Source organism: Pantoea cypripedii (assembly GCF_002095535.1).
Taxonomy (GTDB): Bacteria; Pseudomonadota; Gammaproteobacteria; order Enterobacterales; family Enterobacteriaceae; genus Pantoea; species Pantoea cypripedii.
In genome coordinates, this window is the sequence record NZ_MLJI01000001.1 from 4,011,956 (window position 1) to 4,028,132 (window position 16,177).

Sequence of the window (16,177 nt, forward strand, 5' to 3'; positions counted from 1 at the left end):
CTCATGGATATTCGTAAAATTAAGAAACTGATCGAACTGGTTGAAGAGTCTGGCATCGCTGAGCTGGAAATCTCTGAGGGCGAAGAGTCCGTTCGTATCAGCCGTTCACCTGCCAATGTCGGTTATCCTATGATGCAGCAGGCTTATGCTGTACCTGCACCGCAGGTAGCCCCTCTGGCTGCTGCGGTTGCCCCTGCTGTTGCTGCACCGGTTGCGGAAGCCGCTAAACCGGAAATCAGCGGCCACATCGTGCGTTCACCGATGGTAGGCACCTTCTATCGCACCCCAAGCCCGGATGCGAAAGCCTTTATCGAAGTCGGCCAGAAAGTTAACGCCGGCGACACCCTGTGCATCGTTGAAGCGATGAAAATGATGAACCAGATCGAAGCCGATAAATCCGGCGTTGTGAAAGCGATTCTGGTGGAAAGTGGCCAGCCGGTTGAATTTGACGAGCCGCTGGTTGTCATCGAATAACGAGGCGAACCATGCTGGATAAAATTGTCATTGCTAACCGCGGTGAGATCGCGTTGCGCATTCTGCGTGCCTGTAAAGAGCTGGGCATCAAGACTGTGGCAGTGCACTCCACGGCGGACCGCGACCTGAAGCACGTGCTGCTGGCTGACGAAACTGTCTGCATTGGCCCGGCGCAGTCGGTCAAAAGTTACCTCAATATCCCGGCCCTGATCTCCGCTGCCGAAATCACTGGCGCGGTCGCGATCCATCCGGGCTATGGCTTCCTGTCTGAGAACGCCGATTTCGCCGAGCAGGTTGAACGTTCCGGCTTTATCTTTATCGGCCCGAAAGCGGATACCATCCGCCTGATGGGTGACAAAGTGTCGGCAATCACCGCAATGAAAAAAGCCGGTGTACCGACCGTACCAGGCTCCGATGGCCCACTGACTGAAGACATGGATAAAAACCGTGCCTTCGCCAAACGCATCGGTTATCCGGTCATCATCAAAGCCTCTGGCGGCGGCGGTGGTCGTGGTATGCGTGTGGTGCGCAGCGACAAGGATCTTGAGCAGTCCATTAACATGACGAAAGCGGAAGCCAAAGCGGCTTTCAACAACGACATGGTTTATATGGAGAAATACCTCGAAAATCCTCGCCACATCGAAATCCAGGTCATGGCCGATGGCCAGGGCAACGCGATTTATCTGGCCGAACGCGACTGCTCCATGCAGCGCCGTCACCAGAAAGTGGTTGAAGAAGCACCCGCACCGGGCATCACGCCAGAGCTGCGCAGCTTCATCGGCGATCGCTGTGCTAAAGCCTGTGTGGATATCGGCTACCGTGGCGCAGGCACCTTTGAGTTCCTGTTCGAAAACGGTGAGTTCTACTTTATCGAGATGAACACCCGTATTCAGGTAGAGCATCCGGTCACCGAGATGATCACCGGCGTAGACCTGATCAAAGAACAGCTGCGTATTGCAGCCGGTCAGCCGCTGTCTATCCGTCAGGAAGATGTGATGATTCGCGGCCATGCGGTGGAATGCCGTATCAACGCCGAAGACCCGAACACCTTCCTGCCAAGCCCAGGTAAGATCACGCGTTTCCACGCACCGGGTGGCTTTGGTGTGCGTTGGGAATCGCATATCTATGCCGGATACACCGTACCGCCGTACTACGATTCCATGATCGGCAAACTGATCACTTACGGTGAAAACCGTGACGTGGCCATCGCCCGCATGAAAAATGCGCTGGCGGAACTGATCATTGACGGTATCAAGACCAACGTCGAACTGCAGATGAAAATCATGTCCGACGAAAACTTCCAGCAGGGTGGTACCAATATCCACTACCTGGAGAAAAAACTCGGCATGCAAGAGTAATCCCTGCAACGCAGAGTTCCTTTGAGGCCGGTTAAACCGGCCTTTTTCATTTTTGTTGCCTTTGAGGTTGCATGATGGATTGGCGTTTTGTGCAAGCGAATAAAGAGGCGCGCTGGGCGTTTTATCTGGCGCTGGCGTATCTCGCTGTGTGGGGGCTTTCCGCCTGGCTGGGGGGGAATGCGACAGGCATAACCGGCCTGCCACACTGGTTTGAGCTTTCCTGCCTGTTTGCTCCCGTGCTGTTTATTGGGTTGTGTTGGTTGATGGTACGGATGGTTTTCCGCGATATGTCACTGGAGGACAAAGATGGAAAGTGAGATCATTCTTCCCCTGCTGGCCTATCTGGTGCTGATTGCCGCGCTGTCGGTATTTGCCATGCGCAAACAGCGCCAGGGCAACTTCCTGACGGAGTATTTTCTCGGTAGCCGCTCGATGGGTGGCTTCGTGCTGGCGATGACCATCACCGCGACCTATATCAGTGCCAGCTCGTTTATTGGCGGCCCCGGTGCAGCGTATAAATATGGGCTGGGCTGGGTACTGCTCGCCATGATTCAGGTCCCTGCCGTGTGGCTGTCTCTCGGTGTATTAGGGAAAAAATTCGCCATTCTGGCGCGCCGTTACAATGCGGTGACGCTGAATGACATGCTGTATGGCCGCTACCGCAGCCCGCTGCTGATCTGGTTAGCCAGCCTGAGTCTGCTGGTGGCGTTTATTGGCGCGATGACGGTGCAGTTCATTGGTGGTGCACGTTTGCTGGAAACCGCTGCGGGCATTCCCTACGATACCGGCCTGCTGATTTTTGGCGGCACCATTGCGCTCTATACCGCGTTTGGCGGCTTCCGTGCCAGCGTGCTGAATGATGCAATGCAAGGCCTGGTGATGCTGGTGGGTACCTTCCTGCTGCTGTTTGCGGTGATTCATCAGGCGGGCGGGCTGGAAACTGCCGTGACTAAATTGCGTGCCATCGATCCACAGCTGGTCTCACCAGAAGGTGTTGGCAATGTGATCACGCCGACTTTCCTCAGCTCGTTTGCCGTACTGGTGTGTTTTGGTGTGATTGGCCTGCCACATACCGCCGTCCGCTGTATCTCGTATAAAGACAGCAAGGCAATGCATCGTGGCATCATTATTGGCACCATTGTGGTGGTGATCCTGATGCTGGGAATGCACCTGGCGGGGGCGCTGGGTCGCGCGATCCTGCCGAATCTAACCATTCCCGATCAAGTGATCCCGACGCTGATGATCACCGTATTGCCACCGATGGCTGCGGGCATTTTTCTTGCCGCACCGATGGCAGCGATCATGTCGACAATTAACGCGCAGCTGCTGCAATCCTCCGCTACCCTGATCAAAGACCTCTATTTGCGAATCGCGCCACAGCATAGCGAGAATGAAGCGCGCCTGCGCATGCTCTCTGGCACCATCACCTTTGTGCTGGGTTTATTGCTGCTGCTGGCCGCCTGGAACCCACCGGATATGATCATCTGGCTGAACCTGCTGGCTTTTGGTGGCCTCGAAGCGGTGTTCCTGTGGCCACTGGTACTCGGGTTGTACTGGGAGCGTGCAAACGCTGCTGGTGCCATCAGCGGGATGGTTGTCGGTGCCGGTTGCTACACGCTGCTCGCCAGCCTGAAACTGGAACTGTGGGGTTTCCACCCTATCGTTCCATCATTGATCCTTAGCCTGCTGGCCTTTCTGGCAGGTAACCTATTTGGCAGCACGCCTGACGCACAAGACGCTGCCCTGGAATAAAGAGAAACGCTATGCCATGGATTCAAATCAAAATTAACAGCACCGGTGAGCACGCGGAAACACTGAGCGATGCGCTGATGGAAAGCGGTGCCGTGTCTGTGACCTTCCAGGACACCCACGATAATCCGGTTTATGAGCCACTGCCGGGTGAGACGCTGCTGTGGGGCGATACCGATGTGATCGGCCTGTTTGATGCCGAAACCGAGATGGACGATGTTGTCGCGGAACTGAGCCAGCACCCTCTGCTTGGCAGCGGTTTCCGTCATAAGATCGAGCAGATCGAAGATAAAGACTGGGAGCGCGAATGGATGGATAATTTCCACCCGATGCGTTTCGGTGAGCGTTTATGGATCTGCCCGAGCTGGCGCGAAGTCCCGGATCCCAACGCTGTCAACGTGATGCTCGATCCGGGCCTCGCCTTTGGCACCGGTACCCACCCGACCACCTCGCTGTGTCTGAGCTGGCTGGATGGCCTTGATTTACAGGGTAAGACAGTCATCGATTTCGGCTGCGGCTCCGGCATTCTGGCGATTGCAGCCCTGAAACTGGGGGCCGCACAGGCGATTGGTATTGATATCGACCCGCAGGCGATTCAGGCCAGCCGTGATAACGCCGAACGTAATGGCGTGGCTGATCGTCTGGCACTCTATCTCCCCCACCAGCAGCCGGAAAACCTGCAGGCGGATGTGGTGGTCGCCAACATTCTTGCCGGCCCACTGCGCGAACTGGCACCGTTAATCAGCGTTCTGCCAAAATCCGGCGGACATCTGGGGTTATCAGGCGTGCTGGCCAGCCAGGCGGAAAGCGTTTGTGAAGCCTACACCGAACGTTTTGTGCTGGACCCGGTCGCCGAAAAAGAAGAGTGGTGCCGGATTACCGGTGTGCGCCGCTAATCCCGCATAATTAGCGCAGTTCATTGTTAACACCCCGCCACATCTCTTGCCAATCAGGCGATGTGGCGTTTTTTATGTTGTGATTTAGCTCAAATTTTCAGAAAAACTTTTGTACACAATTTCATCGCATTTTTTTAATGTACTGAATAGTATAGGTATTTCTTATAGCTAACACCGATCGGCCTCAATTCCTTGATCTTTCCCTGCGAATTGTTCAAAGTTTGGCCTTTCATCTTCGCGAAAAAATGCGTAATATACGCCGCCTTGCGAACAGTTAGGGTCACTTCTTTTTCATGCGCATTGGACATCATCAGCTTCGTAATCGACTCATCGCTGCGCCTATGGCCGGGGTTACCGACAAGCCATTTCGCACCTTGTGTTACGAGAACGGCGCTGGCATGACGGTCTCCGAGATGCTGTCATCAAACCCGGAAGTTTGGGCCAGTGACAAATCCCGTTTGCGCATGGTGCATAGTGACGAGCCTGGCATTCGTGCCGTGCAAATTGCCGGATGTGATCCCGATGAAATGGCGGCTGCCGCGCGCATTAATGTGGCGTCAGGCGCACAGGTCATTGACATCAACATGGGCTGCCCGGCGAAGAAGGTGAATCGTAAGATGGCGGGTTCTGCACTGCTGCAACATCCGCAACTGGTTGAGTCTATTCTCTCCGCGGTGGTTAATGCAGTTGATGTGCCCGTTACGCTGAAGATTCGCACTGGCTGGGATAAAGAAAATCGTAATTGTGTAGAGATTGCCCAATTGGCTGAACGCTGTGGCATTCAGGCCCTCACCATTCATGGACGCACTCGCGCCTGTTTGTTTGAAGGACAAGCTGAATACGACAGCATTCGGACAGTTAAGCAGAGCGTTACCATTCCGGTTATCGCGAATGGTGACATTACTGACCCGCATAAAGCCAGAGCAGTGCTCGATTATACAGGAGCCGATGCTCTGATGATCGGTCGCGCTGCTCAGGGAAGACCGTGGATCTTCCGGGAAATCCAGCATTATCTGGACACAGGGGAGCTGCTGGCACCGAAGCCGTTGGCTGAAGTGAAGCATATGCTGATTGGACATATACGGGAGCTGCACGACTTTTACGGTCAGCGCAAGGGATACCGTATTGCCCGAAAACACGTTTCCTGGTATTTGCAGGAAAATGCCCCTGATGACCAGTTTCGGCGCACATTCAACGCCATTGAGGATGCCAGCGAACAGCTGGAGGCGTTGGAGGCATACTTCGAAAATCTTGCGTAAACGAAATAAAGAGCTGAAAGAACTATGTTCGAACAACGCGTAAATTCTGACGTACTGACCGTTTCTACCGTTAACTCACAGGATCAGGTGACGCAAAAGCCTCTGCGTGATTCGGTTAAACAGGCACTGAAGAACTATTTTGCTCAACTGAATGGTCAGGATGTGAGTGACCTGTATGAGCTGGTACTGGCTGAAGTCGAGCAGCCACTGTTGGACATGGTGATGCAGTACACCCGTGGCAACCAGACCCGTGCAGCCCTGATGATGGGTATCAACCGTGGTACTCTGCGTAAGAAGCTGAAAAAATACGGCATGAACTGATTTCAGTTTGTTGCTGCGATAACGCCAGCCCTCGGGCTGGCGTTTTTGTTTGTGTCTTTGTCGTTAACAACGGGTGAAACAGTTGTCCCCATAATGGTAACGATAGTTGCAATTTCCCCAGTGATATTTCGCCCGTAACGCCATCCTTGCCCTGCCTCGTTTTCGCACGCATTTCCCCCTTGCTTCTTCGCCTGATTGCCGACCAGGCCGCTGCTGATGTGATCCTGAACCGTTCCAGCCGCAAATCTGCAAACCCATACATTTTGTCCTGCGTCCCCGCTCACACTGCTTCCATATAGTGAAACTTTTTGCACTGTTTGTGATCGAGACGACTCGCATTGCTTCCTTTTGGTGCGCGATAGTAGTCGGAACTTTCTGAATGCTTCAGTTTATGAAGAGATCTTTCCAATGAATTCAGGATTCTGCAAACCTGGCATTAGCTTTGCAAAGTCGTGAATGGCTGACTGCCACAGACAGGAAAAGCGCACATAAAAGTGCGCAATGCACCCACATCACAACACGATTTCGCCACACAGGATGCTTTATGAAAAAGATGATGCTCTCCACCCTGGTCGCTGCAGCTTCTCTGTTCGCCGTTGCGCAGCAAGCGCACGCCGGCACCACGTTGGATGCAATTAAAAAGAAAGGGTTTGTTCAGTGCGGTATCAGTGATGGCCTGCCCGGCTTTTCCTATGCCGATGCTAGCGGCAAATTCACCGGTATCGACGTTGACGTTTGCCGTGCCGCTGCGGCTGCCGTATTTGGCGATGCTAATAAAGTGAAATACACCCCGCTGACAGCAAAAGAGCGTTTTACTGCGCTGCAATCCGGTGAAGTGGACATTCTGTCCCGCAACACCACCTGGACTTCTTCTCGCGATGGCGGCATGGGCTTCCTGTTCGCGGGTGTGAACTATTACGACGGTATCGGCTTCCTGACCCATAAAAAAGCCGGTCTCAAAAGTGCGAAAGAGCTGGATGGTGCCACGGTATGTATCCAGGCGGGTACAGATACCGAGCTGAACGTGGCGGATTACTTCAAAGCCAACAATATGCAATACACCCCGGTGACCTTTGACCGTTCTGACGAATCCGCTAAGGCGCTGGACAGTGGTCGCTGCGATACCCTGGCTTCAGACCAGTCTCAGCTGTACGCACTGCGCATCAAGCTGGGCAAACCGGACGAATTCATCGTTCTGCCGGAAGTGATCTCTAAAGAGCCGCTGGGTCCGGTGGTACGTCGTGGCGATGATGACTGGTTCACCATTGTGAAATGGTCACTGTACGCGATGCTGAACGCAGAAGAGATGGGCATCAACTCGAAGAACGTCGATCAGCTGGCCGCCAAACCGTCCAACCCGGACATGGCTCACCTGCTGGGTGCTGAAGGCGACTTCGGTAAAGATCTGAAGCTCGACAACAAATGGGCGTTCAACATCATTAAACAGGTAGGTAACTACCAGGAAAGCTTTGACCGCAACGTCGGTAAAGACAGTGCTCTGAAAATCGCGCGTGGTCAGAATGCGCTCTGGAATCAGGGCGGTATCCAGTACGCTCCGCCGGTACGTTAATTCTGCCTTCCAGTCGGGCACCGCACCCTGCGGTGCCCAATGCGTTTTCTTCACTGAGGTTTCAACATGTCACAACGCCCAACCGTAAAAAGGGATTTTTCGTTCGGTAATCCTACGGTTCGCGCCTGGCTTTACCAGATAGTCGCGATTGTGGCCGTGTTCGCTGTTGTGGGATATCTCATCCACAATACGGTGATCAACCTGGCTAATCGTGGCATCACATCCGGTTTCGGCTTCCTGGAGCGCAGTGCCGGTTTCGGCATCGTCCAGCATCTGATTGATTACACCGAAGGTGATACTTACGCGCGCGTGTTTATGGTGGGGTTAACCAATACCCTGCTGGTTTCCGCGCTCTGTATTGTTTTCGCCTCTATCCTCGGATTCTTTATCGGCCTTGCCCGCCTGTCTGATAACTGGCTCCTGCGCAGGATCTCTACCATTTACATTGAGACGTTCCGCAACATTCCACCGTTGTTGCAGATCTTCTTCTGGTATTTCGCGGTGCTGCGTAATTTACCCGGCCCACGCCAGGCGTTGAACGCATTTGATCTGGCATTTGTCAGTAACCGTGGGCTTTATATTCCCTGGCCCACCTATGCACCTGGTACCTGGCCGTTTGTTATCGCGTTGCTTCTGGCGATAGTCGTTAGCGTCGGATTATTTCGTTTTAACCGTAAACACCAGCTGAAGACTGGCCAGTTGCGCCGTACCTGGCCGATCGCCACTGCGATGATCATTGCTTTCCCCCTGATCGCCCACGCGCTGTTCGGTGCCGCCACACACTGGGATGTGCCGGAATTGCGTGGATTTAACTTCCGTGGCGGATTCGTGATGATCCCTGAGCTGGCTTCACTGACGCTGGCCCTGTCGATCTACACCTCTTCATTTATCGCTGAAGTGATTCGCTCGGGTATCCAGTCGGTGCCACACGGTCAGAATGAAGCAGCCCGTTCGCTCGGCCTGCCGAATCCTGTGACCATGCGCCAGGTGATCATCCCGCAAGCCATGCGTGTGATCATTCCGCCTCTGACCAGCCAGTATCTCAACATCGTGAAAAACTCTTCACTGGCAGCCGCTATCGGCTATCCGGATATGGTTTCACTGTTTGCCGGTACGGTGCTGAATCAGACAGGCCAGGCTATCGAGACCATCGCGATCACCATGGCGGTCTACCTGATCATCAGTTTGGTCATTTCGCTGCTGATGAACCTCTACAACCGCAAAATTGCGCTGGTTGAGCGTTAAGAGAACGGGATTATTATGTCTGTTACCACACACGAAACACCGCCAGTGCCAACCAACCCGGTTAGCAAAGCCTGGGGTTGGGCGCGCAAAAACCTGTTCTCCAGTTGGTTCAATACCCTGTTGACACTGCTCTGCTTCTGGATTATCTGGAGCGTGATCCCACCTGCGCTTAACTGGCTGGTTTTCCAGGCTAACTGGATCGGATCAACCCGCGCCGACTGTACCAAAGAAGGTGCCTGCTGGGTGTTTATCCATGCGCGCTTTGGCCAGTTTATGTATGGGCTGTATCCACATGAACTGCGCTGGCGCATCAATCTGGCACTGGTGATTGGCCTGCTGTCCATCATCCCGATGTTTATCAAATCGATCCCACATCGTGGCCGTTATATCGCCTGCTGGGCAGTGGCCTACCCCATCATCGTCTGGTTCCTGATGTATGGCGGCTATTTGGGTCTGGATCGTGTCGAAACCCGCCAGTGGGGCGGTTTGACGCTGACGCTGATTATCGCGTCGGTCGGCATCGCCGGTGCCCTGCCATTGGGGATTTTGCTGGCATTGGGACGCCGTTCAAAGATGCCAGTGGTACGAACCCTGTCAGTGATTTTTATTGAGTTCTGGCGTGGTGTACCGCTGATTACCGTGTTGTTTATGTCATCGGTGATGCTGCCGCTGTTTATGTCTGAAGGGACGACCATCGATAAGCTGGTGCGTGCGCTGGTCGGTGTGATTCTGTTCCAGTCAGCTTATGTCGCGGAAGTGGTGCGCGGTGGCTTACAGGCTCTGCCAAAGGGACAGTATGAAGCCGCTGAGTCGCTGGCGCTGGGTTACTGGAAAACACAGATTCTGGTGATTTTGCCTCAGGCACTCAAACTCACCATTCCCGGCCTGGTTAACACCATCATTGCTTTGTTTAAAGATACCAGCCTGGTGATCATCATCGGCCTGTTCGATCTTTTCAGTAGCGTGCAGCAGGCCACCGTTGACCCCACATGGCTTGGGATGTCGACGGAAGGCTATGTTTTTGCTGCCCTCGTCTATTGGATTTTCTGTTTTAGCATGTCGCGCTATAGCCAGTATCTGGAGAAGCGCTTTCACACCGGGCGTAAATCGCACTGAGGTTTTACATGACACAATCTATGACTAATTCTGCTGACCAAATGATGATTACGCTCGAAAATGTGAATAAATGGTACGGTCAGTTCCATGTATTAAAGGACATAAACCTGCAGGTGAAACCGCGTGAACGTATCGTTCTTTGCGGACCATCAGGCTCGGGCAAATCCACCACTATCCGTTGCATCAACCACCTTGAAGAACATCAGCAGGGGCGAATCGTCGTTGATGGCATTCATTTGAATGATGATGTACGTAATATTGAACGTGTGCGAACTGAAGTTGGCATGGTGTTCCAGCACTTCAACCTTTTCCCGCATTTGACTGTGTTGCAAAACTGCACGCTGGCACCTATCTGGGTGCGTAAGATGCCAAAGAAAGAGGCGGAAGAACTGGCGATGCATTATCTGCAACGCGTCCGTATTGCCGAGCATGCGCATAAATTTCCCGGACAGCTGTCCGGTGGTCAGCAACAGCGCGTGGCAATTGCACGTTCGCTGTGTATGAAACCCAAAATCATGCTGTTTGATGAGCCGACTTCAGCTCTTGACCCTGAGATGGTTAAAGAAGTGCTCGATACCATGATTGGTCTGGCGGAGGATGGTATGACGATGTTGTGTGTAACCCATGAGATGGGCTTTGCACGCACAGTCGCTGATCGGGTTATCTTTATGGACCGTGGTGAGATCGTGGAACAAGCCCCACCGCAGGAGTTCTTTGCCAATCCGAAGTCAGAACGTACCCGTGCCTTTCTGTCGCAGGTTATTCACTAAGACAGTTCCCAGGCCGATCCACTGCAATCAACCCTCTGCCCTGGCAGGGGGTTTTTTATGTTTCTGCATTATTTATCGTGAATGTTTCAGGCCTGGTACGATAGAAACTGCGCGATAAATCGCGCCGCTACGGCACCGTGCTTTTTTCTGATTTTCAGACGTAAAAAAGCCCTGAACTTTCGTTCAGGGCTTCTTCACTTGATTGATGCCTGGCAGTTCCCTACTCTCGCATGGGGAGACCCCACACTACCATCGGCGCTACGGCGTTTCACTTCTGAGTTCGGCATGGGGTCAGGTGGGACCACCGCGCTACAGCCGCCAGGCAAATTCTTTGTGCCAGAAACGAATATTTTTCACTGATGCTGCGTTGGCCGCTCTTGTAAACTCAGTCACATACTTATGTATGCTCCTTCATTTACTGCGCTTGCCGCCTTGCCTCAGCGTAAAATCTTTCGTTTCCGCTAATTCTTTATCCGGTAAACAATGCTGAAAATTCTTCTCTGGTCTCTCAACCAAAACGCCTCTGGCGCTAGCTAGCTAGGTTCGACTTGCATGTGTTAGGCCTGCCGCCAGCGTTCAATCTGAGCCATGATCAAACTCTTCAATTTAAGTTTGATGCTCAAAGAATTAAACTTCGTAATGAATTACGTGTTCACTCTTGAGACTTGATATTTTTTAAGTCCGTAGACTTTTGATATCAATCCTGCGAGTGCCCACACAGATTGTCTGATAAATTGTTAAAGAGCAGTGCGAGCAGCGGGTTAACCGTCTGTCGCGAGGTGGCGTATATTACGCTTTCCTCCTTCAGAGTCAATCACTTTTTTTCAGCGACTTTCTCCGGCGGGATGAATCACTTCGTCCCTCGCTGACCGTCTGCGTTGCCGCTTTGCCGTGTCAGTGGAGGCGCATTATAGGGATCCGATTTTTTTGCACAACCCCTTTTTTCGATCTTTTGATTCAACTGGTGAGTTTTCATCCTTTCTGCTGGGATCACGAACGATCCGCTCAATAATTAGCTTGTCTGACGCACCGATCGCGCTCAGGCTAGGCATAAATGAGCAAAAGGAGAAAGATCATGTCCACAGCCTTACGTCCCTATAAAAGCAGCTACCCGCAAACTGGCGATCGCGTAATGATCGATAAAAGCAGTGTTGTGGTTGGCGATGTTGTATTAGGAGACGATGTCAGTATCTGGCCGCTGGTCGCCATACGTGGTGACGTGAATCAGGTGATGATTGGCGCACGAACCAATATCCAGGATGGCAGCGTCCTCCATGTGACGCATAAGTCAGCCAGCAATCCGGCGGGCTACCCTCTGGTGATTGGCGAAGACGTAACGGTGGGCCACAAAGCCATGCTGCATGGCTGCACCATTGGCGATCGCGTCCTGGTTGGCATGGGGTCGATTCTGCTGGATGGTGTAATAGTAGAAGAGGATGTGATGATTGGTGCAGGTAGCCTGGTCCCACCCGGCAAGCGTCTGGAAAGTGGCTACCTGTATTTAGGCAGCCCGGTAAAACAAATTCGCCCGCTTAATGAAGCCGAGATAGAAGGCCTTCGTTACTCAGCAAACAACTATGTTGGCTGGAAAAATGATTATCTCGCTCAGGAAAGCCAGACCCAGCCCTGATGATCAACTTCATCATTACGGATAAGTTGCTCGGCCTCATCTTCCAGATCCCAGCGATGAGCGCTAAACAGCGCCATCGCTTCTCCCTCACCGAATCTGTCATACAATGCCTGAAGAGAGATCGCGCACATCAGCCCCATGCCATTCACCATCGCCGGAAAACACACCGCTTGCCGGTTTTGATCCCAATCTTCCCGATCAGGAAACTGAATCGCCTGATTCACGGCTGCATCGCCTGCTTTAATTGCGCAATGACGGGCGTGATCTCAGGCATCACACCATGCCATAACTGAAAAGCATGCGCTGCCTGCCCCACCAGCATGCCCAATCCATCGGCGAGTTGTTGCGCCCCCTGTTGCTGGCACCAAAACAAGAATGGCGTCAGACCCGGCTGGTAAAACATGTCATAACAGCGCGTATGTTGAGAAATCAATGAAACGGGCAGTGGCGGCACATCGCCTTTCACACCGCTGGAAGTGGCATTGATAATCAGATCAAACGACTGGCCGGCCAGAGAAGTAAAACTGCAGGCATGAATGGCCCCACTATGCTGGAAAATATCCGCAAGCAACTCCGCCTTTTCAACTGTACGATTCGTCACTGTCAGCGCACACCCTAATGAGAGCAGTGGCAAAATCACGCCGCGTGCGGCTCCCCCTGCCCCCATCAGCAATACCCGATCGCCGGGGCGGATCATTTTAAGCCGCTCAAGATCGCTCAGTAAGCCGATACCATCCGTGTTGTCGCCCAGGATCTGCCCCTGCGCATCCTTCTTTAACGTATTGACCGCCCCAGAGAGCGCAGCACGCTCGCTGAGTTCATCAGCAAACTCCCACGCCTGCTCTTTGAAGGGCAACGTCACATTGGCCCCTTTCCCACCCGCCGAAAAGAACTCGCTGATCGCCTGCGGAAAACCATCCAGTGGCGCGCATACGCGGCCATAGTGGTGTTCAATTCCCGTTTGCTCTGCGAATAAACGATGGATAAAAGGTGACTTACTATGTTCAATCGGGTTACCAAAAACGGCAAAGTTTTCCATAAATTAGCCCTGACGGATAAGTTCGCCGCTGATAACGTCGCGGATTTCAGAAGGATTAAGACGTCCACCCGTTTCACCCGCTAATACCGGAAACTCAGCACCAAATTGCAGAGCGACTTCCGCAACGGTGCGACATGGAGGCTCGCCTGAAAGATTGGCACTGGTTGAAACCAGCGGTTTACCGAAGCGCTGGCACAGCGCCTGCACATCAGGATGATCGCTAACGCGAATCGCCAGCGAGTCAAAACGTCCGGTTAGCCACCGTGGCGTATGTGGGGATGCCGGTACGACAAACGTGACCGGCCCCGGCCAGCAGGCAAACATACGTTCACGCTGCACCACGGAAAGCTCCTGATCGGCAACGTAGGGTTCCAGCTGAGCATAGTCGGCCGCAATCAGGATCAATCCTTTTTCGACAGGCCGCTGTTTCAGCGCCAGTAATGACATCACAGCACTTTCGCTGTCCGGGTCACATCCCAGACCAAAGACCGCTTCTGTGGGATAAGCGATCACCGCATGTTGCTGCAACTGGTTAATACAGAATTCCAGGTTTTCCGCTGAAGAGTGATTTTGCGTCATGGTAATTCATTGTCCTGCACAACGGGTTTGCCGCAGCGCTTACTGGCGCAGAAACGTTTCTTGCCCTGCGCGGTTTTCTTTTCAATTAATAGAGGGAACTGGCAGTGCGGGCAGACACCCTCAATCGGGGTCGCATTCAGCGCAAACTGGCAGTCTGGATAACGATCGCAGGAGTGGAACGTCTTACCATAGCGCGAACGGCGCTGAACCAGCTTCCCACTTTGGCACTGTGGACAGGCAATAGCCGTCTCGTCAGGCTTATCAATCGTTTCAGTATAATCACATTCAGGATAGTGGCTGCAGCCAACAAACATGCCAAAGCGTCCCTGACGCAGCACTTTATCAGCGCCACATTGCGGACAGGCATGGCCTTCCAGGACTTTAACGATATGGCCATCGCCCTGGTTTTTCAGCGGGCGGATATACTCGCAGGCAGGAAAGTTGGCACAGCCAAGAAATGGACCATGTTTGCCGGCACGTATCACTAAATCTGCCCCGCAAGCGGGGCAGGGATCATGTTTACGCACGGTAAATAGTGCTGATTTACTCATATAACCCGATGCATCAAGCGCAAATTAATGCAGCATACCTTCATTGACGTCGAATAACAGTTCTTCCATTTGCTGATAGGCATTTTCGCATCCTGGGATGTTAAACAACACCATCAGCACCACCCATTTGAGATCTTCCAGATCGAATTCGAGGGTATCGAGGGCCATCACACGTTCGATAACCATTTCGCGGGTTTCCATATTCAGCACCTGGATTTGTTCCAGGAACAGAATAAAACCACGACATTCGGCATCCAGACGCAGGCTCTCTTCCTCCGTGTAGATTCGCATCGAGAGCGGATCGTTCGCCAGCAACACTGGCGCAACTAAACCTTCCTGGTAATCCGCCAGTCTCTCAAGCCAATTCAACGCATTGTAGATATCTTCACGATGAAAACCGGCATCAGTTAAATCATCGGTCAATTTATCCTGATCAACGCGCATTTCGGCTTCGTTGTGGATATAGGTCTCAAACAAGTACATAAGTACGTCGAACATGGCATGCCCTCCTCAATCGGACATAGCCGCCGGGTACAGCTGCGATCCATCCTGCTAACTCCAGCTCCAGCAACTGGGCTGAGATAACTGGCACAGGTTGGCCGGCACGTTCAGCGACGACGTCAACAGGTGTAACCTCATCACCTACGTTAGCCAACACGTCTGCAAATGGCAATGGAACATCGTCACTGTCTTGTGAATATATTGTTTCTGAGGTTGTGGCAGGTAGCCAGTGCAGCGTGGAATGGAGGTCTTCAAGAATATTATCAGGATGCACAACCAGCAATGCGCCCTGCTGGATTAACCAGTGTGTCCCTTCACTACCAGCGTTACCCAATGCACCAGGCAAAGCATAAACATTACGGTTTTGTTCCAGTGCATAACGCGCCGTCACCAGTGAACCGCTTTTAAATGAGGCTTCGACTACCAGCACTCCAAGACTCAACCCGCTGATAATACGATTGCGGCGTGGAAAATTTACCGCATATGGGGCCATCTCCAGAGGAAACTCCGAAATCAGCGCGCCGCCATTGTTAACGATATCCTGTGCCAACTGTTGGTGACTTTTCGGATAGATATGTTTCAGCCCGCTGCCCAGCACTGCAATGGTTTTACCGGACGCATTCAGCGCCGCCCTATGAGCAATGCCATCAATCCCCCGCGCCAGGCCACTGGTGATGGTCAATCCATTCGCCGCCAGTTGCTGTGCGAAATAACTTCCCCACTCGCTTCCATAATGAGAACAGTGGCGGCTCCCAACCACCGCGAGTTGTGGCGTATGTAACGCTGCGATATTACCCATTACATACAATAATGAAGGAAAACGACTGATCTCAGCCAGCGCAGAGGGAAAATCACTATCCAGCACCGAAAGCAGCCGATGCTGTGGATCCTCCAGCCACTGACGGGTGCGTAAAAGCTGCCGTGGGCATAGCGTATGAAATTGTTTTCGCTGCGTTTCGCTCAGCCGCTGCGACGTCATCAAATCATCATCCATATGCCCGGTAGTTTGCAGCCTTTCCGCCAGATGGCGGATCTGCTGTCCACTGAGTCCTTTCACATTTGCCAGCCTGAGCATCCACTCAATTTTGTCCACGCCTCACTCCCTGTTCAGCCGGTGCC

Annotated in this window: 18 protein-coding genes and 1 rRNA gene; 12 read left to right on the forward strand and 7 right to left on the reverse strand. The window is 52.8% G+C overall.

From position 1 onward, the window contains the following. Positions 1-3 precede the first annotated feature (3 nt). The 11 genes from accB to HA50_RS18715 all read left to right on the forward strand — a co-directional run bounded on the left by accB (position 4) and on the right by HA50_RS18715 (position 10,758). Entirely contained in the window at positions 4-474 is a 471-nt protein-coding gene (accB, locus tag HA50_RS18660) for an acetyl-CoA carboxylase biotin carboxyl carrier protein (protein ID WP_084877241.1), read from the forward strand. Positions 475-485: 11 nt separating this feature from the next. Continuing rightward, positions 486-1,832: an acetyl-CoA carboxylase biotin carboxylase subunit gene (gene accC / locus HA50_RS18665; RefSeq protein WP_084877243.1), complete on the forward strand. Its 1,347-nt coding sequence runs from the start codon at positions 486-488 to the stop codon at positions 1,830-1,832. A 74-nt stretch (positions 1,833-1,906) separates the two neighbouring features. Further along, entirely contained in the window at positions 1,907-2,149 is a 243-nt protein-coding gene (locus HA50_RS18670; protein ID WP_084877246.1) for a YhdT family protein, read from the forward strand. Next, entirely contained in the window at positions 2,139-3,584 is a 1,446-nt protein-coding gene (gene panF / locus HA50_RS18675) for a sodium/pantothenate symporter (RefSeq protein ID WP_084877249.1), read from the forward strand. The genes HA50_RS18670 and panF overlap by 11 nt, the downstream gene beginning before the upstream one ends. Before the next feature lie 11 nt (positions 3,585-3,595). Further along, a complete protein-coding gene (gene prmA, locus HA50_RS18680; RefSeq protein ID WP_084877252.1) occupies positions 3,596-4,477 on the forward strand; it encodes a 50S ribosomal protein L11 methyltransferase in 882 nt (293 codons plus the stop codon). 293 nt (positions 4,478-4,770) lie between these two features. Then, positions 4,771-5,736 (forward strand): tRNA dihydrouridine synthase DusB, encoded by a 966-nt coding sequence (gene dusB / locus HA50_RS18685; protein WP_084877254.1) that lies wholly within the window; start codon positions 4,771-4,773, stop codon positions 5,734-5,736. Between the two features lie 24 nt (positions 5,737-5,760). Continuing rightward, positions 5,761-6,057: a DNA-binding transcriptional regulator Fis gene (gene fis / locus HA50_RS18690; RefSeq protein ID WP_003855228.1), complete on the forward strand. Its 297-nt coding sequence runs from the start codon at positions 5,761-5,763 to the stop codon at positions 6,055-6,057. Positions 6,058-6,601: 544 nt separating this feature from the next. After that, on the forward strand, positions 6,602-7,627 hold the full coding sequence (locus HA50_RS18700) for an amino acid ABC transporter substrate-binding protein (protein ID WP_084877260.1): 1,026 nt from the start codon (positions 6,602-6,604) through the stop codon (positions 7,625-7,627). Between the two features lie 66 nt (positions 7,628-7,693). Then, positions 7,694-8,872: an amino acid ABC transporter permease gene (locus HA50_RS18705; protein ID WP_084877263.1), complete on the forward strand. Its 1,179-nt coding sequence runs from the start codon at positions 7,694-7,696 to the stop codon at positions 8,870-8,872. Between the two features lie 15 nt (positions 8,873-8,887). Next, positions 8,888-9,988: an amino acid ABC transporter permease gene (locus HA50_RS18710; RefSeq protein WP_084877266.1), complete on the forward strand. Its 1,101-nt coding sequence runs from the start codon at positions 8,888-8,890 to the stop codon at positions 9,986-9,988. A gap of 8 nt (positions 9,989-9,996) precedes the next feature. Further along, positions 9,997-10,758, forward strand: a complete 762-nt coding sequence (locus HA50_RS18715; protein WP_084877269.1) for an amino acid ABC transporter ATP-binding protein — start codon at positions 9,997-9,999, stop codon at positions 10,756-10,758. 207 nt (positions 10,759-10,965) lie between these two features. On the opposite strand, the gene rrf is transcribed toward HA50_RS18715, so the two are convergent. After that, a 5S ribosomal RNA gene (gene rrf, locus HA50_RS18720) occupies positions 10,966-11,081 on the reverse strand. A 752-nt stretch (positions 11,082-11,833) separates the two neighbouring features. On the opposite strand from rrf, the gene HA50_RS18725 reads away from it, so the two are divergent. Then, positions 11,834-12,388 (forward strand): gamma carbonic anhydrase family protein, encoded by a 555-nt coding sequence (locus HA50_RS18725; RefSeq protein WP_084877274.1) that lies wholly within the window; start codon positions 11,834-11,836, stop codon positions 12,386-12,388. Here HA50_RS18725 and HA50_RS18730 read toward each other — a convergent pair. Genes HA50_RS18730 through dprA form a run of 6 tightly spaced genes read right to left on the reverse strand, consistent with a single transcriptional unit; the run spans position 12,364 to position 16,151 of the window. Further along, entirely contained in the window at positions 12,364-12,612 is a 249-nt protein-coding gene (locus HA50_RS18730) for a DUF1488 family protein (RefSeq protein ID WP_084877277.1), read from the reverse strand. The two genes, HA50_RS18725 and HA50_RS18730, sit on opposite strands and share 25 nt — an antisense overlap. Then, positions 12,609-13,427, reverse strand: coding sequence for a shikimate dehydrogenase (aroE, locus tag HA50_RS18735; protein WP_084877280.1), 819 nt, complete (start codon positions 13,425-13,427; stop codon positions 12,609-12,611). The genes HA50_RS18730 and aroE overlap by 4 nt, the downstream gene beginning before the upstream one ends. 3 nt (positions 13,428-13,430) lie before the next feature. Further along, positions 13,431-14,006, reverse strand: a complete 576-nt coding sequence (gene tsaC / locus HA50_RS18740) for an L-threonylcarbamoyladenylate synthase type 1 TsaC (RefSeq protein WP_084877282.1) — start codon at positions 14,004-14,006, stop codon at positions 13,431-13,433. Next, a complete protein-coding gene (locus tag HA50_RS18745) occupies positions 14,003-14,557 on the reverse strand; it encodes a DNA topoisomerase family protein (protein WP_084877285.1) in 555 nt (184 codons plus the stop codon). The genes tsaC and HA50_RS18745 overlap by 4 nt, the downstream gene beginning before the upstream one ends. A 24-nt stretch (positions 14,558-14,581) precedes the next feature. Next, the gene (gene smg / locus HA50_RS18750; RefSeq protein WP_084877288.1) at positions 14,582-15,055 is read right to left on the reverse strand and encodes a DUF494 family protein Smg; all 474 of its coding nucleotides are present in this window, start codon (positions 15,053-15,055) and stop codon (positions 14,582-14,584) included. After that, complete coding sequence (dprA, locus tag HA50_RS18755; RefSeq protein WP_084877290.1) at positions 15,027-16,151, reverse strand: DNA-protecting protein DprA; 1,125 nt, start codon at positions 16,149-16,151, stop codon at positions 15,027-15,029. Before dprA ends, smg begins: the two co-directional genes overlap by 29 nt. Between the last annotated feature and the right edge of the window lie 26 nt (positions 16,152-16,177).